This is a genomic window from Planktothrix pseudagardhii (assembly GCF_904830925.1).
Classification (GTDB): Bacteria; Cyanobacteriota; Cyanobacteriia; order Cyanobacteriales; family Microcoleaceae; genus Planktothrix; species Planktothrix tepida.
Map to the genome: position 1 here is coordinate 5,804,704 of NZ_LR882967.1, position 21,900 is coordinate 5,826,603.

Genomic DNA, 21,900 nt, shown 5'->3' on the forward strand with positions numbered 1-21,900 from the left:
CCAGCCCCACAATTAAAATTCAAAGTCCCCCTTTTTAAGGGGGATTTAGGGGGATCTAATCTAAGGGTTAAAGCAGGAATTACTAGGGCTGAAGTTGACACTAATATGGATAGCAAACTCTCTATAACTGATCAATATTTTATGTGCGGTATAATAATGAAATCGAGAAAAAAAATCATCTTAATTATCTATGGAATCTCAAGTTTTATTTTATCGTTGATTGTAGCGATCGCTCTTTTAATTCCGCCCACACCTTCCCAACCTATTTTAATTATACCTAATGAAATTAGAGGCGTTTGGTTAACGAATGTCAGCAGTGGAGTCTTATTTTTTCCTTGGGGAATAAATCGTGCTTTACATCAATTATCAGACCTCAAATTTAATACAATTTATCCCGTTGTTTGGAACCGAGGAGTTACATTTTATAAAAGTGCAGTCGCAAGACGAGTCATCGGTCGTTCACAAGATTCCTTATTAAATTTAACCCAATTAGGAGGAGATATTCTCTCAAAAATTGTTACAGAAGGACATCGAAACGGATTAAAAGTCATTCCTTGGTTTGAATATGGATTTATGGCTCCTAAAAACTCAGCGATTGTTCAACGTCATCCTGACTGGCTTGCTCAAACTCAAAAAGGAGAAAAAGCCTTAAATCATTTCAGGAATTCGGAGGATGTTTCCTATCAAACCAAGATTAAAAACTGGATTGTTAATCAAATTTTAGAATGGATGACCATTAAAAATGTCTGGTTAAATCCGTTACATCCTGAAGTCCAACAATTTATTGAAGATTTAATTTTAGAAGTTGTAATGAAATATAATATTGATGGAATTCAACTCGATGATCATTTTGGTCTTCCCGTTGAATTTGGTTATGATGAGTATACAATTCAACTTTATCAACAAGAACATAATAATCAATTACCTCCTAACAATCCTTACAATCAAGAGTGGCGGAATTGGAGAGCGAACAAAATTACTGAGTTAGTTCAACGGATTGTTAAAAACGTTAAAGAGGTTAAACCTGATTGTATGATTTCTTTATCCCCGAACCCTTATGAATATACTTATGAAATGTATTTACAAGATTGGTTAACCTGGGTCAATCAAGGATTAGTAGATGACATTGTTTTGCAAGTTTATCGAGATAGTATGGTCAAATTTATTTCAGAATTAGACCATGAATCTGTACAAATAGCACGGCGGAAAGTCCCGGTAATTATTGGATTATTAAGTGGAACATTACGCCATCCTGTTCCGATGGAACAAATTGAACAACAAATGAAAGTCGTGCGCGATCGCGGTTTTGATGGAGTCTCATTTTTCTATTGGGAAACCCTGTGGAGTTACTTTACTCCCGACTCGCCCCGATATCGTCGCCAAAGCTTTAAAACCTTATTTTCTGATTCATGAATTTGACTAAAATAAGATAAACTAAAAGAATAGAATTGAGTGAGAAATACTCTCTATGGCAAGAATTAGAGTTCCTAAGCCTCTCATTTTGCTATTACAAGAGGTTGAAGCCGAAAAATTTCTACCGTTACTTGGAAAATATGGAGCAACAGATTCCAAAGGAAGGTATTTTCATTGGAATGATTTTAAATGGAGAGTCAAGCCGGGTGACAACGAATTAGCTGCATGGATAGCCACTAAAATTGCACGGAAAGCAATTACTAAAAACTTCCCATTATTAAAAGCTGAAGGCAATCGCTGCTTTAGTTATTGTGTACCAGACTCACTGTTTGCTCAACTCTATGGGATTGATACAATGACCGGGGGAAGTCGAGAGAATAGTAATAGTATTCTCGGATCTTCTCCTCCCAAAAATCCTTATCTCGTCAAAAGTTTAATGCAAGAGGAAGCGATAACTTCCTCTCAACTTGAAGGAGCTTCAACAACTCGTGAAGTTGCAAAGGAAATGCTGGAAAAAAATCTCACCCCTAAAGATAAATCTCAACAGATGATCCTCAATAATTATTTATTGATGAAAAAAGCGGTTGAAAAAAAAGATGAGAAATTATCCCTAGAATTGATATTAGAACTCCATAGAATTGCAACAGAAGAAGCCATAGAAAATCAAGCAACACCAGGGGAAATTAGAAAAAACAATAATATTTTTGTTTCTAATTTATACAATGAGAATACTTTTTATCCTCCTGACTGGAAAACCCTCGAAGCTAGATTAACAAATTTGTGTGATTTTGCAAATTATGATCCCGCTCCCAATGATTATAGTAATTTTATTCATCCCATCATCAAGGCTATTATCTTACATTTTATGATAGGATATATCCATCCTTTTGGGGATGGTAATGGTAGAACGGCAAGAGCTATTTTCTATTGGAGTATTCTGCGGTCAGGTTATTGGCTATTTCAATATGTTTCGATTAGCAAACTCATACAAGAAAAACGTGGAGATTATGATCAAGCTTTTATTTACACTGAAACTGATGATTTTGATCTCACCTATTTTCTCTATAATCAGATTAGTACCATAGAAAAAGCAGTGAAATCATTGTATGAGTATATGAGCAGAAAAAAACAAGATTTTTATGAATTTATGGATTGGATTGATAAAAGTCCTATTGCAAGAACTTTACGCAGAGGTCATTTAGAAATCCTCAAAGAAGCATTCAGAACACCCGGTAAAGAATTTACTTCAAAACAAGTCGCCATCGATTTTGGGATCACCGAAAATACTGCCAGAAGCTATCTTAATAAATTAGTGAATAAAGATTTATTAATAGCCGCTAAATCTAAAAATCAGAAAACAGTTCTCTATCTGGCTCCAGCCAACTTACAAGCTAGATTGAAACTCTAATCTAATGAAGAGGAGGAATTCAATGTTTTTTCACCATCAATAATATGAATATCAACTCCTTTCAGATATTTTAACAATTGCTGAACGGGTGAGCCTTTCCAAAACAATTCCCAACGAGATTTGCGCGTATGTCCGAGGACAACTTGAGTGATATGATATTGGTGAGCAATTTGAGCGATCGCTTCCGAGACATTATAACTTTTAACCCGAAGAAATTCTCCCCCAAACTCTTTAATTAAATCTTGACAAGTTTCTAACAGTAAACTTTCTTCTTTTGTTAAAAAACGTTCTGGGTTTTCCACATATAACCCATATAAACGAGCTTTCATTACATTCGCTAAACGTAATCCTCGCCTCAAAAGTTGGGGGGAATTTTGATAAGTAGAAATACAAACTAAAACTCGCTCATGAACATTACAAAATAAAGCTTTTTCAGTCGTTTCTGCTGATTCTTCAATATTATCAGCAACTTCGCGTAAAGCCAACTCTCGCAGCGCCACTAAATGACGACGTTGAAAGAAATTTTGTAACGCTTGTTCAATTTTTTCAGGTGCATATATTTTACCTTCTTTTAAGCGTTCTTGTAACGTTTCTGGGGTAACATCAATGACCACAACCTGCGTCGCTTCATCTAAAAGACGATCAGGAATGCGTTCTCGAACAATAACTCCTGTAATTTTTGCGACTAAATCATTCAAACTTTCTAAGTGTTGAATATTCACGGTTGAATAAACATTAATTCCATGATTAAGAATAATTTCCACATCTTGATAACGCTTTTCTCGGATAGAACCCGGAACATTAGTATGAGCTAATTCATCCACTAAAACCAATTGAGGTTGACGAGCTAAAATTGCATTGGTATCCATTTCCCATAAGGTTATTCCTTGATGAAAAACCGTTTTTTTAGGGATAAGTTCTAAACCGATTGCTTTTTCTGCGGTTTCTTCCCGTCCATGGGTTTCTAATAACCCAATTACAACATCAATTCCTTCTTCTTTTAATTGATGTCCTTCTTCTAACATTCGATAGGTTTTACCGACCCCAGGAGACATCCCAATAAAAATTTTATGTTTCCCTTGATTTCGAGAGGAGGTTTGATAATAAGATTCAGGGGAATTTTTTTGAGCATCAATTTCACTGCTATTAATCATCGTTAATTGGATAGGTTATCTAAATCTAAATTAACTTTCATAACATTAACTCCTGGTTCTCCAAAAATTCCTAAAAATCGATGTTCAGTATTTTTGTTAACGAGAATTTCCACTTGATTAGGATTTAAAGAACGCGCATTAGCCACACGTTGAATTTGGGCGTTTGCGGCTTGAATACTAATATGAGGATCTAACCCAGAACCCGATGAATAAACTAAATCCGCCGTTGGAATAATATTATTAAATTGGAGTTGATCAATTCGTGCTGTTACTTTTTTTAACAAATCGGGATTACTGGGTGCTAAATTACTTCCTCCTGAAATTCCCGTTGCTAAACCCTCGTTAACCGGACTATAATCAACGCTACTTGGACGGGATATAAAATAACGATTAGAGGTAAAATTTTGACCGATTAAAGCTGAACCCACAATCTCTCCTTGCGGATTTTTGATCAAACTTCCATTGGCTTGAAATGGGAAAATTGATTGACCGATTATTAGAATCAAAACCGGGTATAAAATAGCCGTTAAAACCCATAAAACTAGGGTAGTGCGGATGGCGGTTAACAAATCTCTAAACATAGTATATTTTGAAATTGAAAGTACATTTTTTAAGAATTTGACTGGTTTTTAAAACCGTTCAGGTTGTAAAATTACAGCCAATAAGTAGAGAGCAATGGCTATCGTTACTAAAATTAAAACCCCAATAGCCCAAGCTGCTTTGCGAGTTATCTCTTCTCCTGTTGCTGCATAAATAATGGGAGCAAAGATTAAATTAGAGGATAACAGGAAAAATAAAGAAAGGGGTAAAAGGTTGGGTTTGCCTTTAGTTTTGATTAAGGAAATTATTCCTTTGAATTTACGGGTTAATTTTGAATTAAATTCATCTATTTTTTTCATTTTTTACTCCTATTTTTTGTCTATCAAAATCTGGTTTATTATTATGTTAAACCAATAATAGCAATTATGCTATCAATCATTTTAATTCCAATAAAGGGTGCTATAATTCCTCCTAATCCATAAATTAAAATGTTTTCTCTAAGTAATTTATTGGCACTAACGGGGCGAAACTTAACCCCTTTTAAGGCTAAAGGAATTAAGGCGGGGATAATTAAAGCATTATAAATTAGGGCGGATAAAATAGCCGATTGACTACTGGCTAACCCCATAATATTTAAACCCCCAATTCCTGCTGATGAAAACATCGCTGGAATAATCGCAAAATACTTAGCAATATCATTCGCAATAGAAAAAGTAGTTAACGCTCCGCGAGTAATCAATAATTGCTTACCAATGGTGACTAAATCAATCAACTTTGTAGGATCAGAATCTAAGTCAACCATATTCGCAGCTTCCTTTGCAGCTTGAGTTCCCGAATTCATTGCTAACCCGACATTTGCTTGAGCTAACGCCGGAGCATCATTCGTACCATCCCCCGTCATCGCTACTAATTTACCCTGGGATTGTTCCCGTTGAATCACAGAAATTTTATCCTCTGGAGTGGCTTCTGCAATAAAGTCATCTACCCCCGCTTCTTGAGCAATAACTTCAGCCGTAATCCGATTATCTCCCGTTAACATTACGGTTCTCACTCCCATACGTCGCAGTTGAGCAAAGCGATCTCTAATTCCCGGTTTAATAATATCTTTTAGGTAAATAATTCCATACAATTCATTGTCTTTGCAAACTGCTAAAGGTGTACCACCCAAACGAGAAATATGCTGATAAGCGATATCTAAATCAGTCGTTAGTTGACCTCCGCGAGATCGAACAAATCCCTTAATTGCATCAACTGCCCCTTTTCTAACTTCGCTGTCACCAGGTAAGTTTGTACCACTCATACGAGTTCTAGCAGAGAACTCAATTCCTTCGGCTAATTTTCGATTAAAATTAACCGTTGCACCCATTTTTTCTGCAAGTCGAACAATCGATTTTCCTTCCGGTGTCTCATCAAAAATACTCGCAGCGAGTGCGACTTCAGCAACAGCTTTTGGACTATGACCATTCACCGGAATAAATTCTTCAGCTAGTCGATTTCCTAAAGTAATGGTTCCGGTTTTATCTAAGACTAAAGTATTGATATCCCCACAGGCTTCTACAGCCCGTCCCGATGTGGCAACAACATTAAATTGAGCCACCCGATCCATTCCAGCAATGCCAATTGCACTTAATAAACCCCCAATTGTTGTGGGAATTAACGCCACTAATAAAGCAATTAAAATTACAATACTAACTGGAGTTTGAACGTAATTAGCAAGGGGTGAAATCGTAGCAACTACGATTAAAAAAACTTCAGTTAATACGGCTAATAACACCGTTAAGGCAATTTCATTTGGGGTTTTTGTCCGTTCTGCCCCTTCAACTAAAGCAATCATTCGGTCTAAAAATCCTTTTCCTGGTTCCGATGTCACCCGCAAGATTAATTCATCAGAAATAATCCGAGTTCCTCCCGTTACAGAACTGGCAATATCGCTTCCAGGTTCTTTTAGAACCGGGGCAGATTCGCCAGTAATTGCAGATTCATCGACAGAAGCAACTCCCGCAATTACTTCAGCATCTACTGGAATCATATCTCCAGCAATAACTTTAATTTGATCTCCTTTTTTTAACGATGTGGAACTAATTTCTTCAATCAAACCATCGGGTAATAATTTGCGGGCGGTGGTTTCCGCTTTTGTAGAACGTAAGGAATCTGCTTGGGCTTTTCCCCGTCCTTCTGCGACCGCTTCAGCGAAATTTGCAAACAGAAGGGTTAACAATAAAATCACGGTCACGAGAAAATTAAAGAAGCGATTATTTTCTCCTTTAACGGTTCCAAATAAGTTGGGATCGAGAACTAATAAGGCTGTGATTATTGTTCCTAACCAAACGACAAACATCACAGGATTTTTAATCATGTATCGCGGATCAAGTTTGCTAAAAGCATCTTGAAATGCCCGTTGATAAAGTCCTTTTGTATTGACTTTTTTTTGCTTTTTTTGTTGTCGTTTATTTAAGCGAGTTTGCATCATAAAATTGAAGGGGTATTTAATAAAAAATAATGAGATTATTTGAAACTAGCAATTTGAAAGGCTTCCGCCACTGGCCCTAATGCTAAAACAGGTAAGAATGTTAAGGCTCCTAAAATCAAAATCACTCCCGTTGTCACACTGGTAAATAGGAGAGAATTTGTTTTTAATGTGCCCGGAGTTTCGGGAACGGGTTGTTTATTTAACAGACTTTCTGCTAACAGTAATAAAGCCACAATTGGGATATAACGTCCGGCTAAAAGCACAACACTGGTACTCAAATTCCACCAAATCGTATTATCCCCTAATCCTTCAAATCCTGAGCCATTATTGGCAGCGGCGGAAGCGTATTCATAAATTACTTGGGAAATGCCATGAAATCCGGGGTTTGAAATCCCTGAAAGTTGAGGATAGGCGAGAGTAATAGCACCAGGAATTAGAATCCCAATGGGATGAACCAGTAAAATTACACTGGCGAGAATAATTTCTCGTTTCTCAATTTTTCGCCCTAAAAATTCTGGGGTTCTTCCCACCATTAATCCGGTTAAGAACACTGTTAAAATCAGGAAAATAAATAAGTAGACTGTTCCAGTTCCTTGTCCTCCCCAAACAATTTGTAAAAACAGATTAAATAAAGTAGAAAAACCCCCATTTGGCATGAATGAATCCAGCATTCCATTAACAGCACCGCACATCGTTCCGGTTGTGGTAACAGCCCACAATGCTGTTTCTGCCCAACCAAACCGGATTTCTTTTCCTTCTAAATTGGGTGCTTGTTGATCGAGAAAATTATTAACAATTGGGTTTCCTTGAAATTCTCCTAGGGCGGTAATAATAATGAAGCCGGAATAGATTAAAAATACCATTCCAAAGAGTAACCAGGCTTGTTTTTTATCTTGGATCAAAATTCCAAAGGTATAAATCAAAGAAGTAGGAATAGAAACCATTGCTAAGGTTTCAATTAAGTTAGAAAACCCATTGGGATTTTCATAGGGATGGGCTGAATTTGCTCCAAAAAAACCTCCCCCATTTTCTCCTAATTGTTTAATAATTTCAAAATGGGCAACAGGCCCCCGTGCAATCGCTTGTGTTCCTCCGTCTAAGGAGGTAACAATTTGCGACCCTGCCAAGGTTTCAGGTACACCTGACGCTAATAAAATGATTGCTCCAATTAAAGAAATAGGTAATAAAATCCGAGTAATAGAACGGGTTAAATCAATATAAAAATTCCCTAATGATCTGCCTGTTAATCCTCGAATAAAAGCGATAGAAACGGCTAAACCTGTCGCAGCTGAAGTAAACATTAAAAACCCTAATGCGAGTACCTGGCTGGCATAGCTGAGGGTATTTTCACCGGAATAATGTTGTTGATCCGTATTGGTTAAAAATGAAATGGTTGTATGTAAGGTTAAATCCCAACGCGGAGCATTTAATTGCATTGGGTTTAAGGGTAAAATTCCTTGCAAACTAATAATAATATAAACAAAAACTCCCATCAATAAGTTACTCAAAAGTATAGCCCTAGCATATTGCCAACCTGTCATATTGGATTGAAAATGAACTCCACTGAAGTTATAAATCAGGCGTTCCAGGGGATTGAGTATAAAGTCAAGAAGAGTCTTTTTCCCTAAAAAAACATCAGCGATATAGGTTCCAAAAATAGGAACAATAACCACTAATAGTCCTAATATTAGGGCAATTTGAAAAAATCCTTGCCACATAAATATGAGAGAGATTTACATCTGAATTTAATCGTATTATTTTACTTTTTCTCGAAAAAGCAATCTAACAAAAAGTATAATTTTGAGCAGAAAATGATATAAGCCCAAAATATAATAGATATGTAGCTACCCCCATCTGAACTCATAAACTTCTTGATATAGATGAGTATAACTAGAGATATATAACAATCCTAAAAAATGTAGGGGTAGCGTCCCTCCGAACCCAGATCCTAATAGGGTTAGAAAACTCAACCCCTACGATAAAATGTTACAACCTCTGTCTCGAAGGTGCGGATTGCTATAGTTCACTTTCAACGGTGATTTTAAGTTAGATTAAAAAAAGCAATCAATTGAGCAATCAGTTATGACTTTAAAAAATCCTTTAAAAATTCATTGGTTAATTTTAGGATTCTTTGCGGTGGTGATTTTATTAGAATATACGACTCCCGCAGACTATGTTTTTGGTTATCTTTATACGGTTCCGATTTTATTAGCTCACCCCCGTTTAAATCGGATGATTACGCTACAAGTAACTGTATCTGCTTGTTTATTAACGTTATTAAATTTAGTTTTTCCCCTTGCTGAAATTAATAATTCAGCAACAGTTGCTAATCGAATAATTGTAGTTTTTGCTTTAATTGTTACAGGTTGGTTAAGCGATCGCACTCGTCGCTATGAAGAAGCGATTTCTCAACAACAAGCTCAACTCCAAGCTCATCAAAAACTAGCCAGTGTTCGAGAAGATTTTGCGTCTACTTTGACTCATGATTTAAAAACACCGCTTTTAGGGGCAATTGAAATGCTAAAATCCTTTCAAAACAGACAGTTTGGTGATATTAATTCAACTCAAGAAAAAATTCTCGATATGATGTTGCGTTCTCACCAAAGTAGCTTACAGTTAGTTCAAACTTTATTGGATGTTTATCGGAATGATACGGAGGGATTAAAACTAAATTTAGAACCGATTAATTTAGTTGAAATTGCAGAAGAAGCGATCGCAACTTTAACGAATTTAGCAGAAACCCGGCGAATTTATTTTAATTTAAGTTATCAAGATTCTAATTTTCGCCGATATCTCTGGGTCAAAGGCGATCAACTGCAACTCCAGCGCGTTTTTAGTAATTTATTAATTAATGGGATTAATCATTCTCCGCGTGGAGGTCGGGTTGAAGTAATATTGGAGTCTGAAGCTCATTTTCAAGTGGTGAAAATTTGGGATCAGGGTCTAGGAATAACCCCCGAAGAATTGCCGAATTTGTTTGAGCGATTTTATCAAGGAAATAGCGATCGCCAAGCGAAAGGCTCAGGATTAGGATTATACTTAACTCGACAAATTATTGAAGCCCATGGAGGTATAATTTGGGCAGAAAACAAAATCCCCAATGGGGCAATGTTTTGTTTTCGCCTTCCGGCTCTGGCTCAGGGATAAATTCAACTGTAACACTTAAATTTTTTAAAAAAGTTATAAAAAAAATGCAATCAAACCTATTAAGACTTTTATTAGTTGAAGATGATGAATTATTTCGTCTAGGACTAAATATTCGTTTGCAAAAAGAAGCCGACATCAAAATTATTGGCGAAGCTACTGATGGAGAAACAGCCGTTGAATTAACAAATCAATATTTACCAGATGTGGTATTATTAGATATAGGATTACCTGGAATTGGAGGCGTAGAAGCCTGTCGTCAAATCAAACAAAACCACCCTGAAATTCCGATTTTAGTCTTAACTTCTCATTTCCAAAAAAGCCTAATTGAACGGTTAATTCAAGCGGGTGCATCCGGGTATTGTTTAAAAGGAATTGAACCTCATTTACTAATTTTAGCCTTACATTCTGTTGCTGCTGGAGCCTCTTGGTGGGATCAAACGGTAACGGCAGAAATTCGGACATTTTTTGAGAATACTAGCTCAGGAGAAACCCAAAATACAGTGATCGCTGCTCATGATTTAACCCAAAGAGAACAAGAAATTTTAGCCTTAATTGCTGATGGGAAAACGAATCAAGAAATTGCAAATTTACTTCATATTACATTAGGAACAGTTAGAAGTCATGTTCATGCTATTTTACAAAAGTTAGAAGTACGCGATCGCACCCAAGCTGCAATTCTAGCGATTCAGAAAGGATTGATTTCTAAACCTTCATGAGCCCTAATTTAAGTCTTATAAAATTCAAGTTTTATTAAGTTTAATTCAGTCTATTTTACCATTATTCAGATTCATCTAAACGCTTTTGCCATTCTGCATCACTCTGATCCAAATTTTTTATTTCCTGTTCTAATAAATCAGTTTCAGTCGTATAAGCTAAATTATCTTGATGAATCACAATTTTTTTAGCAAACTGACCAGCATAATTGATTTTTTTCTTTAAAATCGAACCTCCCTGAGCTAAAATATTAGCTCTTTTTTGTCGCATAATATTGCGATTATCAATCTTTTTATTTTTTCCTTGAATCCAAAAATATCGAATCAAAGGAATCGTTAAAAATCCTATACCGTAAATCAATAAAATGGGATAAATAAATTGCACAAACCCTAAAAATCCGGTTAAATATCCAGCAATTTCAGGAGTCTTTAATAAACTTCCCAACATTAATGCGCCAATTAAATTAACCGAACCCAAACCAATTGCTCCTAAAACTTGTCCAGAAGTTGCTAAACTAAAACGCCACTTTCTTTCTTTTAAATAAGCAGGGACAGGCTGAGTTTTGGAGTTTTGCGCTGTGATTTGTAATTCGGGAAAATGATAAATTAATTGTCCTTCTGGACTCACTTCTGGTCGGCCATCAAATCGAGCTAAAATCGGTAACATATAATCTTCATATTCTTGAGCCACTGAACTCCCGATTTCATCTAAATAAGGGGTGATTTGTTCCGCAATAATTGCTCCTTTTTGATTATGAATAACTCTGCCAATCGTTTGCCATCTTCGTTCTTCTAAATTATAATTCGGATTTCCATCTCCAAACATAAAAGAAAAAATAGATTCCAAAAAATTCATCCGTTTTTTATCATTTTTTTTCTGGGGAGAATCATAGCGTTGATAATTATTAGTATCCCAAGAAAAAAACCACCACCAATCCGATATAAACCAACTAATCGGAAAGAAGCCAATACTGCTATCATTTCCGCCTGAACTATCATTATCTTGACTAAAACTAATGGCAATGGTAATTGCAATAATAGCAAAAATAATTAGAATAATCGATGCAATTAGAATAATTCCAAAAGACATCCGAATCAGGTAAAATAAAATTTCCCAGCTTTTTTCCCACCAGTCTTTTAATTTTAATTGCCAATATTTATTCCGCAGAATAGCCCGAAAATTTTGGGGAAATTCAAAGGCTATATCTCCTGACTCAGCAACTTGTAAATGACCTCCCGCTTCCGATGCTAGAGCTAGAAGTTCTCGTTGGGCGATATTAACATCAATTCCCGCTTGAGTGGCTACATCGCCACTGGTAACACGATGTCCCAATTTTTCAACGGCATTGATGATGCTAGGATTAAGAACCATTGGTTTCTCCTACTCAACACTCATCCAATTTCATCAGAGGTGATTTTCTCTGGATAATTCTATTATTACTGTTTTTTTGAAAATTGGGTTACTGTTGTTATAGTAAACTTAAGACAGAAGTAAATAATCGGAAGGTTGTGAAAAAATGTTAACGTTAGAAACCTTGTTTGATGAAGAATTTTATCTTGCCAAATATCCTGATGTTGCTAAAACAATTGAAAGTGGAGAATTTGATACAGCTTTTGATCATTTTATCGAGATAGGTCAAGAATCAGGTTATGAACCTAATGCTATCTTTGATAGTCAATATTATCAGAAGTCTAATCCCGATTTATCTGCCCAAATAGAAGAAGGATTTCTGACACCTGTTGAACATTTTATTAATTATGGTCAGTTTGAATTGCGCTCTCCGAATCCCTTTTTTGATCCATTCTATTATTTAGAACGATATTCCGATGTCAAAGGTGCTTTCCTGAGAGCAGAAATTAATCCCTTTGAACATTTTTTTCTGCACGGACAATACGAAGGGCGAAATCCTAGTTTAGCTTTTGATACTGACTTTTATCAAACTCGATATCCTGAAATTAGATCAGAATTAGAATCAGGACTATATAACACCTTATTTGAACATTTTTGGCAGCAAGGGTTAGCCGACGGAAGATTAGGAACACCTCCGGCTTTAAAAGATGATCTGACTCAAGCCGTTGATATTGATATTCTGTTAGGTGATCAAACAATTATTGGTTTAGTTACTGATGCTGACCCGGTTGATATTTATCAATTTATTATTCCTAATTTTAAGAGTGATTTTAGTGCTATCATGAATCAAATGAAGGCTAATTTAGATTTAGATTTAATTCAAGATTTGAATGGAAATCAAGCCGTTCAAAGTAATGAAATTATTGCGAGTTCTGCTAATTTAGGTTTAACCCCAGAATCGATTCAAATTGACCAATTACCGAGGGGTACATATTTTCTACGAGTCTCTTCAGTAGAAGGAAACACAAATTATCTCCTAAATTTATCAGCAACTCCTGTTTAGTTAATGAGAAAAAGGTGGGCGAACCCACCCCACAGTTTAATTAAATTCCCTTGGGTTTATAATTATGCCAATCTGTTGCTTTTTCATAGGCATTAGCAACTTCTAATAATCGAGATTCCCCTAACGGTTTCCCAATTAATTGCATCCCAATGGGTAATCCTTGATCATCAAAACCACAGGGAACACTAATTCCGGGTAAACCCGCTAAATTCACAGGAATTGTCATTAAATCCGATAAATACATACTTAACGGGTCAGCCGTTTTTTCACCTGCTTTAAAAGCCGTTGAAGGTGCAGTCGGACAAACTAACACTTCCACCTGACTAAACGCTCGATCAAAGTCTTCCTTAATTAAGGTTCTCACCTTTTGTGCTTTCAAATAATAAGCGTCATAATATCCCGCCGATAACACATAGGTTCCTACCATAATTCGGCGTTTAACTTCCGCCCCAAATCCTTGCGCCCGGGTTTTCTGATACATTTCAATTAAATTCTCTGCATCAGGATGACGGAACCCATATTTCACCCCATCATAACGGGCTAAATTTGCAGAGGCTTCCGAAGGAGCAATTACATAATAAGTCGGTAAACCATAACGGAATCGAGGACAAGAAACAATCTGAATTTCTGCTCCTAATTCCTGTAAAACACTAATTGCTTTCGTAACGGTTTGTTCAACAATCGGATCTAATCCTTCCCCAAAGGTTTCTTTAATTACCCCAATTTTAATCCCGCTTTTTGCTCTTAAGGTCGGTTTAAGGGCGGAAACATAATCGGGAACAGGAAGGTTTAAACTGGTAGCATCTTTTGGGTCATGACCGGCGATCGCTTGTAATAAAATAGCGACATCTTCTACACACCGTCCAAAGGGCCCAATTTGATCCAAGGATGAGGCATAGGCAACTAACCCATAGCGAGAGACTAATCCATAGGTGGGTTTAAGTCCCAAGACACCACAGAAGGAAGCCGGTTGACGAATGGAACCCCCCGTATCGGAGCCCAAGGAAACCACCGCTTCTTCGGCTGCAACGGCTGCGGCTGACCCTCCCGAAGACCCCCCCGGAACTCGTTCGAGATCCCAAGGATTAGCGGTCACTTGATAAGCTGAGTTTTCCGTAGAACTCCCCATCGCAAACTCATCGAGGTTGGTTTTTCCCACCATTACAGCCCCAGCCGCAGCGAGTTTCTGGGTGACAGTGGATTCATAGGGAGGGATAAAATTCTCTAAAATTTTGGAACCACAGGTTGTCCGAATTCCCTCAGTACACATATTGTCCTTAATGGCGATGGGAATACCAGCTAATAGACCAATTTCTTCCCCCGCCGCAATTTTGGCATCCACTTGACGCGCCTGTTCCAAGGCTCGATCTGCCGTTACACAAAGAAAACTCTTTAATTTAGGTTCGAGTTGTGCAATCCGATCCAATGCCTCCTGGGTGATCTCAACGGCGGAGCGTTCTTTCTTGATCAGTTGTCGGTGCAACTTACGGATGGATGCCATACTCTACTTTTCCTCTTGTTCTTAAATACCCATATCTGAGTTTACCAGAGGAAGGGGAGGTCTGTGGAACAGGCATCTTGCCTGTTAACTCCTATTAACTCCTCCGGTTAACTTGTTAACTGCGGTGTGTCGGATAAAAATTCTCTGTTCGATCCGGAAAAGCATAAAAAGTTGGGATAGATTAACCAACTTTCCTGATGCTATATCGGAGGAATGCCACCTAAAGCTCACTTAGAACCCCATCTGACGCTCGAAGACCTAAAAGTTCGTTATCGTCAAGCACGAGATACAACTGAGGCTCGTCGATGGCACCTGCTTCACCTTGTAGGGGGGGGTTGGACAATCAAACAAGCGGCGGATATTGTGGGGTTAAATTACGATTACGCCAAAGAAATTATCCGGCGCTACAACCATGAGGGGCCAAGTTCCATCAAGAACCGCAGCCGAGAACGCCAACCCCCAATGGCAAAATCTCTACTGACTTCAGGACAACAACAAGAATTGATGGAAGCGTTGCAAGGGCCCGCACCCGATGGAGGCTCTTGGTCTGGGCCAAAAGTAGCAGAATGGATTGCTCATAAAACAGGTCGTGATCACGTTTGGCCGCAAAGAGGTTGGGATTATCTCAAACGCTTAGGAGTGAATTGGAGGAAGTGAACAACCCTGAATGATCGGGACTAAAGCCTGGAATATCAGTGTTTTAAGGGTAATATTCCTCCCTTGTAATCTTTTATATTTTTGTATCCGTGATTCGGAATAAAACGAATATGAAAAACTCAATTTTTCTCAAAAGTTTACAGATGAGCGCGATGGCTTTTAGCACTTTTTTCGCGTTAACTTCTGCAAGTCAAGGACGAGAGTTATCTCCGAATAGTTCCTGCGATTTTGGAAATTGGAATCGTTGTCAACAAAATCAAGTTGAAATCCCTAATTATCAGTATGCTGAACGGGTTAGACAACAGTTTTATTGTGGTGTAAGTTCTGATGGAATTCCGACAACTTTTGTTAAGAATTCACGGGGCACTTTTCCGGTTATCCGGTGGGTTTCTCGAATTTTTGATGATGCTGGTTATGTTCCTGAAACTCGCTGTCGTCAAGTGTCTTCAAAATTCCAACAATTTTATGAACGAGGCTTATTAAATTATGTGACTACAGGACGGGTGAATCAACAGCCTGTTATCTGTGTTTCTAATCGTCAAGAAGGGCCTTGCTTGGGTGTTTTATTTACGTTGAAACCGGAACAAAATGCCAATCGTACATTACAACAGTTATTTGATCTTCGAGCCAATGCAAGTGCTGGCCCCCTAGAGGAAAGTAAGGGTCGATTTTATTTGGATCTTAATCAATATATTGAGGATAAAGGTAGTGTTTCGGTATCGGATTCAGTTCGATTAGATGAACAGCATTGAACAAAAAAGCGATTGATTTTGAGTTCAATTATCATGGTTTATCCTTCTGGAATTCCTCGAAAACTTAAAATACTAACGGGTATTGGCAGTTGTTTAATCACGCTACCAATACTTATTTTTTCTGATGTTTTTTTAACTTCTTCTACTTTAGAGGTTCGAGATCATCCTTCAACTCTGTTTTCAGTGAAATCGAATTGTTGGGATATTTCTTGTCAAGTTTGTTCTCCTAACGAACTTCAACGAATTGCTCAAAAAATTACTGTTAAAATTTTATCCGGTTCCGCTTGGGGGTCAGGTATTTTAGTCAAAAAACAGGGAAATATTTACACTGTTCTAACCAATCAACATATTTTAAACCCCAGTGACCCACCCTATTCAATTCAAACGCCTGATGGTAAAATTTATTCCAGTTATCCCATTTCTAATGGAAAGTTTTCGGGTCAGGATTTAGCTTTATTACAGTTTGAAAGCCAGACTCGGATTTATGCGATCGCAAATTTACAACTCTCTCCTGCAATTCAACCGGGAGACAAGGTATTTGGGGCGGGTTTTCCCTGGTTAGAAGCGTCTAATGATCCAAATGCTATAGAAATTAAAAATCATACCCAAATTTCAAAAACTCAGTCTGAATTATTGATTTTATCAAAACCTTTCTCTTCTAAATTTTTTCAACTCAATGAACCTGAATTTTTACCTAAATTAGGACTGCATTTAACACGAGGTCGGGTTTCTCTAATCTCGGAAAAAGCAATTCAACAGGGGTATACCATTGGTTATACGAATCCCATTCAAAAAGGCATGAGTGGGGGGCCATTATTGAATTCCCAAGGGAAAGTAATTGGAATTAATGGAATGCACGCCTATCCCCTTTGGGGAGATCCTTACATTTATCAAGATGGTTCTTTACCGACTCCTGAAATCCGCGAAAAAATGGTGCAATTAGCCTTTGCAATTCCTATTAAATCGGTGATCGCATCTATCCCCGAATTAAATCAGTCTTCAGTTTCAGTAGAATTATTTTTATCGGCTTCTGTATTAGATCAACATTTTTCTGCATTGATCCATCCTCTCAATTATCCTAATTTTGATAATTTAAAAATTAATTTAGTTTGCCAAAATTAATTTTCTGATTAGAAGGGTTATATTACTTTTAGTTTGGAAGCAGTAATCAATTATTTAGAAGTAAGGCTTGACTAATAAGAACGATATAGAATAAAATTAAAAGTTCAAGGTATTTTATTGATGACTGATATGCTTGAGTCTTTTGAGATACATAACTTTAGACTATTTCAACACCTTGAAGTTAAAAAACTGAGTTGTGTCAACCTGATTGTTGGTAAGAATAATGCGGGAAAGAGTACGTTTCTCGAAGCAGTAGAACTCTATGCCAGTAATGCTTCTTCTACAGTCTTGCTTGATATTGTAGAGTTTAGACAAGAAACTTGGTTTAGCGAGGCTCAATCATATTCTCAAAATTTTATCGCTAATCCTTTGCGGCATCTTTTCTTTGGACATAAATTGCCCCAAATAGGAGAAGATGGCATTTGTCTTGGAGAAGTCTCCTCAAACTTAAAACTCCATATAGGTGTCGCAGCATATCAGGAAAAAAATGATGAAGAAGGCACAATAAGGAAAATTCCCATCTCTGATCTAAAATTTGATGAAGACTTATCTAATGTTGAAGTTTTTCTCGTAGTAGAAGAAGGGGAAAGAACAAGAAGACTTTTTAGGTTAGATAGTGATATAAGAGATAATATGAGACGTAATAGCTCTAGGATTCTTTATGCAAGGCAGGAATCTGATTTCAAATACATCTGGCAGATGGTTTCGACAGAAAATATGCCTAATCGTAAATTAGCTACTCTTTGGGATTTAACCAGTTTAACTGATTTAGAATCGGAGATTATTTCCGCGCTTCGTCTGATTGACGACCGTGTTACTGGAGTAGCTTTTGTAGAGGACATGAATAAAGGTAGAAATAACCGTATTCCCTTAGTGAAACTTAAAGGCATAGATGAACCATTACCTCTCAAAAGTATGGGGGACGGGATAACTCGTTTGTTTCATATAATTGTTGCTCTAGTAAATGCTAAAAATGGAATTTTATTAATTGATGAATTTGAAAATGGATTACATTGGAGTGTGCAACCTAAAGTTTGGGATATTGTTTTTCAGCTATCAGATAAACTGAATGTTCAAGTTTTTGCAACTACTCACAGCCGTGATTGTATCAAAGGTTTTGACCAGGTATGGAATCACTATCCTACCCTGGGGGCTTTCTTCAGACTTGATGTTAAAAATGGGTTAATTAAAGCAACAGAATATGAATCTGAGACACTTACAGATGCTATTGATATGGATGTTGAGGTGCGATGAATCATGAAAGATATTTGTAAGCAAGATACAGACAAAGTTTTACTGGTTGAAGGAATTAATGATTGTCATGTTGTTATGGCTTTATGTAGAAATCATTGCGTTTCTAATACTTTTGGTATCTATGAATGTGGTTCAGATGACGGCGTTTTAAAGCGATTAAATGCTTTGATTATACGCCCTAACCCTCCTGAAGTAATAGGTGTTATGCTTGATGCTGACCATCCTTCTTCAGTTCAGGGCAGATGGCAAAGTATAAAAGATAAACTGAGGCATTATAGCTATGTATTTCCGAACAATCCTGACGTTAATGGAACAGTAATTGAAAGGATTACAGATAAACCGAAGCTTGGATTTTGGCTGATGCCTAATAATCAAGATTCTGGTATGTTGGAAGATTTCTGTGCGGAACTTGCAGAACCAGAATCTTTGGCATTAAAGAATAAAAACTATTTATCTAAAAATCGGTTAAACCAATCTCGAATATTATTTAACCATAATTTAGGATGATCTTGAGGTTTATAGTTGGTTTTAAACATAGAAACAATTAAAGGGAAACCACCGACTTTAACAACCATTAAAACATGAAGTAAAATGGAAAATAAAATAATGACCCAAGCGATTAAATGAACAAAATACCACAGGTGATTAAATTCTCCATTAGGGAGCCAATTTTCTTGCTGAAATTTTCCTGAAATAACCGAGAATGCGGCTGCAATTAACGCTAGGGTATTACTCAGGCGAAGAAGGGTATACCACCACACAGGTTTATTGATTTGTGTTAAGGTTTGTAGGGTATTTCCTTGAATTAGTCGTTTTCTTTCTGCAATTAAACTATAGACAGCAAAAATAATATAGACAAACAAAAGGAAAAATCCAAAGGTTCCATGAATATCAATTAAGTTGCGGTTTTCTTGAGTTAATCCTAACCCACCAAAACGGCGATCATAACTGTCATAAACTAGAAATCCAGTGACTAAAGCACCTAAAATTAAAAACGCATTTAAAGCGTGAGAAAGTCTTAAAAATAGAGGTTGGTAAGGTTGTGATTGAGCCATTATTCAACAATTTTTTAGGAGGATTTGGGATAAATTTGGGATAAATTATGAATCAATAATGAATCATAGTTTGACCCGAAAAAGCTGTTATGTATTATAAACACTTTTACTTTTAAATTTCAATCTCAGGGAGTTTTCTGATCAGACCCAAAGGCTATTTTCAGACTAGGGGCTGGAACTCTAAGCTGTTAAGCATCTAAATAGGGTATAATGAAAAACCAAGTTTAGAAAAATCAATCAAAAGATGCCTGCTAAAAATCATTTAAATGAAAAGCAAGTAGAGAAACTACAGAAAAGATTGAAAGAGGAAGAAAATGGACAAATCCGAGAAAGAATCTTGATTTTATTATTGCTAAATGATGGTAAAAAGCAAAGTGAAATTGCCAAGTTTTTGGGCTGCTCATTAAACAAAGTATGTTATTGGTGTGTACATGGAGACCCTGACAAATTAGAAAGCCTAAAAGATGAAAGAATGAAAGGAAATTATAGAAAAGCCACAGACAAATATATAGAGATATTATTAGAAACAGTAGAAAAAGAACCGGAAGAATTAGGATATGAATTTGGGAGATGGACAGGAGAAAGATTGGCAACTTATTTAGAACAAATCACAGGAATCAAATTAAGTAGTTCACAAGTGAGAAAGATATTAAAGGAAAAAAAGTATGTTTATTTGTGGGCAAAGTATAGCTTAGAAGAGAAAAGAGATCCAGAAAAAAGAAAATTATTTAAAGATAAAATAGAAGAATATTTGAAAATAGCAAAAGAAAGTCCAGAACAATTACAGGTATGGTTTTGGGATGAAAGTGGATTTAATTTAAGAGTGATAAAAAGAAAGAATTGGTGTAAAAAAGGGAAGAGGAAACAGATTAGAGGAGACAGGAGGAAAGGAAGAGTTAATGTGATGGGAGGATTGAGGTACTCGGATAAAAAAAGATTTGTAGAATTTCTGGATAAAGGAAATGCAGATAATTTTTATCAAGTGTTAAAAAGTTTTTATCAAGAGCTAATTTATGAATGGGTATTAGCGGGAAATCAAGCAGAAGAATTTGTAGAAAAAGGAGCTAAGATCCTGATTATTCTTGACAATGCAAGTTTTCACAAAAAAGAAGAGTACCTAGAAAAAATTAAAGCAGAAATGCCGAATGTCTATTTAGAATTTCTTCCAGCATATAGTCCAGATTATAATTTAATTGAATTAGTCTGGCATTCAGCTAAAGAATATATAGCTCATCGACTCTTTAAATCAGTTGATGAGCTAGAGTGTTTATTACATCAGCTTTTAAATGAAGGACAGTTATCTATTAAATGGGGACGTAAACTTAAAAACAAAGGTAATGCTATAATCACAGTTTAAATACACAACAGCTTATCACGACTAACACAAACCTTCTTCGTGCTATTCAGTCCTAAGCTGGGTTAGATAGAGACTCCGAGTCAAGAAAAGCATCTGAAAGATTGTAGCCTGAACCCAATAATTGATAATTTTTATCAAAAAGTATCTTTCAAAAAAAGGTGTAACCCTTAATATATGCTTGGATTGGCCTTTTAAATCAAGTTCTATTCTAAATTAATGCCCAGAATTAATTAAAATTATTTCTAATAACTGATTGAATCATTTTTTTTGTTAAACTAGATTAATATAAAAAAATATTACCCTTTGATTCATTCCAGTAAAATACAAGTTATTTTTAAGCGAATCAACTTTTGTAGAAGGTGAGAATCTTTGGTTGAGCAATTTCATAATTTATCTGCGAATCAAGTAGTAATCTCTTTGAGTCTGGAGCGAGAACTGTGGCTGAGTTTCCAAGCCCGATGTCAAGAGCGGGGAAAAACGATCACAGAAGTCTTAAGCACATTGATTCATCAATATTTAGAAGCAAATTCTGTTCAAAACTCCCAATCTCTTCTAAATTTAGAAGGGTTAATCATTCAATATGTACGGGTACAAATTGAATCCCATTTTGAACAATATCTCAAAACTCAAATTATTGATCTGATAGAATCCTCAATTAATGAATATTTACAAAATGACTTAGAACAGGCGATTAACCCTGTCATTGAACCTTCTTCTAGGGAGGAAGTTAAGACCACTGAATTTCAACCCGGAGAAACTGATTTAAAAACAGCAAAAGAGTTAGGAAAAATTTTAGGAGTCTCCGCACCTTATATTACAACCTTAAATCGAATTGGAGAATTGAAGCAGTGGGGATGGGAAGATTCAGGACAACGACGGGGAAAAACGATTCTTTATCGACCCATTAATCTGCCAAAATAAATATCTAACCAGCCATATTTAT

General features: G+C 36.4%; 20 protein-coding genes. 12 read left to right on the plus strand and 8 right to left on the minus strand.

The window, feature by feature from the left end:
• Positions 1 to 156: 156 nt before the first annotated feature.
• Positions 157 to 1,413, plus strand: a complete 1,257-nt coding sequence (locus NMK36_RS25120) for a glycoside hydrolase family 10 protein (protein ID WP_254174899.1) — start codon at positions 157 to 159, stop codon at positions 1,411 to 1,413.
• 55 nt (positions 1,414 to 1,468) lie between these two features.
• Positions 1,469 to 2,821, plus strand: coding sequence for a Fic family protein (locus tag NMK36_RS25125; RefSeq protein ID WP_083579901.1), 1,353 nt, complete (start codon positions 1,469 to 1,471; stop codon positions 2,819 to 2,821).
• Here the strand turns inward: NMK36_RS25125 and NMK36_RS25130 are convergent.
• The 5 genes from NMK36_RS25130 to kdpA are packed head-to-tail and all read right to left on the minus strand — an operon-like array spanning position 2,818 to position 8,703.
• Positions 2,818 to 3,975, minus strand: coding sequence for a sensor histidine kinase KdpD (locus NMK36_RS25130; RefSeq protein ID WP_072717965.1), 1,158 nt, complete (start codon positions 3,973 to 3,975; stop codon positions 2,818 to 2,820). The genes NMK36_RS25125 and NMK36_RS25130 overlap by 4 nt on opposite strands.
• A 2-nt stretch (positions 3,976 to 3,977) precedes the next feature.
• Positions 3,978 to 4,556, minus strand: a complete 579-nt coding sequence (gene kdpC / locus NMK36_RS25135; RefSeq protein WP_072717964.1) for a K(+)-transporting ATPase subunit C — start codon at positions 4,554 to 4,556, stop codon at positions 3,978 to 3,980.
• Between the two features lie 48 nt (positions 4,557 to 4,604).
• The gene (locus NMK36_RS25140; protein ID WP_072717963.1) at positions 4,605 to 4,874 is read right to left on the minus strand and encodes a potassium-transporting ATPase subunit F; all 270 of its coding nucleotides are present in this window, start codon (positions 4,872 to 4,874) and stop codon (positions 4,605 to 4,607) included.
• 41 nt (positions 4,875 to 4,915) lie between these two features.
• Entirely contained in the window at positions 4,916 to 6,982 is a 2,067-nt protein-coding gene (gene kdpB, locus NMK36_RS25145) for a potassium-transporting ATPase subunit KdpB (protein WP_437126745.1), read from the minus strand.
• A 38-nt stretch (positions 6,983 to 7,020) separates the two neighbouring features.
• Positions 7,021 to 8,703 (minus strand): potassium-transporting ATPase subunit KdpA, encoded by a 1,683-nt coding sequence (kdpA, locus tag NMK36_RS25150; protein ID WP_254174900.1) that lies wholly within the window; start codon positions 8,701 to 8,703, stop codon positions 7,021 to 7,023.
• A gap of 364 nt (positions 8,704 to 9,067) precedes the next feature.
• Between kdpA and NMK36_RS25155 the strand changes: the two genes are divergently transcribed.
• Together NMK36_RS25155 and NMK36_RS25160 are read left to right on the plus strand one after the other, a co-directional pair.
• Positions 9,068 to 10,132 (plus strand): sensor histidine kinase, encoded by a 1,065-nt coding sequence (locus tag NMK36_RS25155; protein WP_072717960.1) that lies wholly within the window; start codon positions 9,068 to 9,070, stop codon positions 10,130 to 10,132.
• A 44-nt stretch (positions 10,133 to 10,176) separates the two neighbouring features.
• Positions 10,177 to 10,848 carry a response regulator gene (locus tag NMK36_RS25160; RefSeq protein ID WP_072717959.1) on the plus strand — a complete coding sequence of 224 codons (672 nt, stop codon included), beginning with the start codon at positions 10,177 to 10,179 and terminating at the stop codon, positions 10,846 to 10,848.
• Between the two features lie 61 nt (positions 10,849 to 10,909).
• On the opposite strand, the gene NMK36_RS25165 is transcribed toward NMK36_RS25160, so the two are convergent.
• Entirely contained in the window at positions 10,910 to 12,217 is a 1,308-nt protein-coding gene (locus NMK36_RS25165) for a hypothetical protein (protein ID WP_254174901.1), read from the minus strand.
• A gap of 145 nt (positions 12,218 to 12,362) precedes the next feature.
• Between NMK36_RS25165 and NMK36_RS25170 the strand changes: the two genes are divergently transcribed.
• On the plus strand, positions 12,363 to 13,259 hold the full coding sequence (locus tag NMK36_RS25170) for a calcium-binding protein (protein WP_072717957.1): 897 nt from the start codon (positions 12,363 to 12,365) through the stop codon (positions 13,257 to 13,259).
• A 40-nt stretch (positions 13,260 to 13,299) separates the two neighbouring features.
• Here NMK36_RS25170 and gatA read toward each other — a convergent pair whose 3' ends face one another.
• Positions 13,300 to 14,760 carry an Asp-tRNA(Asn)/Glu-tRNA(Gln) amidotransferase subunit GatA gene (gene gatA, locus NMK36_RS25175; protein ID WP_072717956.1) on the minus strand — a complete coding sequence of 487 codons (1,461 nt, stop codon included), beginning with the start codon at positions 14,758 to 14,760 and terminating at the stop codon, positions 13,300 to 13,302.
• Between the two features lie 213 nt (positions 14,761 to 14,973).
• Between gatA and NMK36_RS25180 the strand changes: the two genes are divergently transcribed.
• The 5 genes from NMK36_RS25180 to NMK36_RS25200 all read left to right on the plus strand — a co-directional run bounded on the left by NMK36_RS25180 (position 14,974) and on the right by NMK36_RS25200 (position 19,052).
• On the plus strand, positions 14,974 to 15,417 hold the full coding sequence (locus tag NMK36_RS25180) for a helix-turn-helix domain-containing protein (RefSeq protein WP_190515494.1): 444 nt from the start codon (positions 14,974 to 14,976) through the stop codon (positions 15,415 to 15,417).
• A 110-nt stretch (positions 15,418 to 15,527) separates the two neighbouring features.
• Complete coding sequence (locus NMK36_RS25185; protein ID WP_254174902.1) at positions 15,528 to 16,169, plus strand: COP23 domain-containing protein; 642 nt, start codon at positions 15,528 to 15,530, stop codon at positions 16,167 to 16,169.
• A gap of 33 nt (positions 16,170 to 16,202) precedes the next feature.
• On the plus strand, positions 16,203 to 17,291 hold the full coding sequence (locus NMK36_RS25190) for a S1 family peptidase (protein WP_254174903.1): 1,089 nt from the start codon (positions 16,203 to 16,205) through the stop codon (positions 17,289 to 17,291).
• Between the two features lie 120 nt (positions 17,292 to 17,411).
• Positions 17,412 to 18,545, plus strand: coding sequence for an AAA family ATPase (locus NMK36_RS25195; protein ID WP_254174904.1), 1,134 nt, complete (start codon positions 17,412 to 17,414; stop codon positions 18,543 to 18,545).
• A 3-nt stretch (positions 18,546 to 18,548) separates the two neighbouring features.
• A complete protein-coding gene (locus tag NMK36_RS25200) occupies positions 18,549 to 19,052 on the plus strand; it encodes a DUF3226 domain-containing protein (RefSeq protein WP_254174905.1) in 504 nt (167 codons plus the stop codon).
• Here the strand turns inward: NMK36_RS25200 and NMK36_RS25205 are convergent.
• Positions 18,992 to 19,600 carry a cytochrome b/b6 domain-containing protein gene (locus NMK36_RS25205; protein WP_254174906.1) on the minus strand — a complete coding sequence of 203 codons (609 nt, stop codon included), beginning with the start codon at positions 19,598 to 19,600 and terminating at the stop codon, positions 18,992 to 18,994. The genes NMK36_RS25200 and NMK36_RS25205 overlap by 61 nt on opposite strands.
• Before the next feature lie 244 nt (positions 19,601 to 19,844).
• Between NMK36_RS25205 and NMK36_RS25210 the strand changes: the two genes are divergently transcribed.
• A complete protein-coding gene (locus tag NMK36_RS25210) occupies positions 19,845 to 20,957 on the plus strand; it encodes an IS630 family transposase (RefSeq protein ID WP_254172743.1) in 1,113 nt (370 codons plus the stop codon).
• Between the two features lie 417 nt (positions 20,958 to 21,374).
• Complete coding sequence (locus tag NMK36_RS25215; protein WP_254174907.1) at positions 21,375 to 21,878, plus strand: hypothetical protein; 504 nt, start codon at positions 21,375 to 21,377, stop codon at positions 21,876 to 21,878.
• Positions 21,879 to 21,900: the final 22 nt, after the last annotated feature.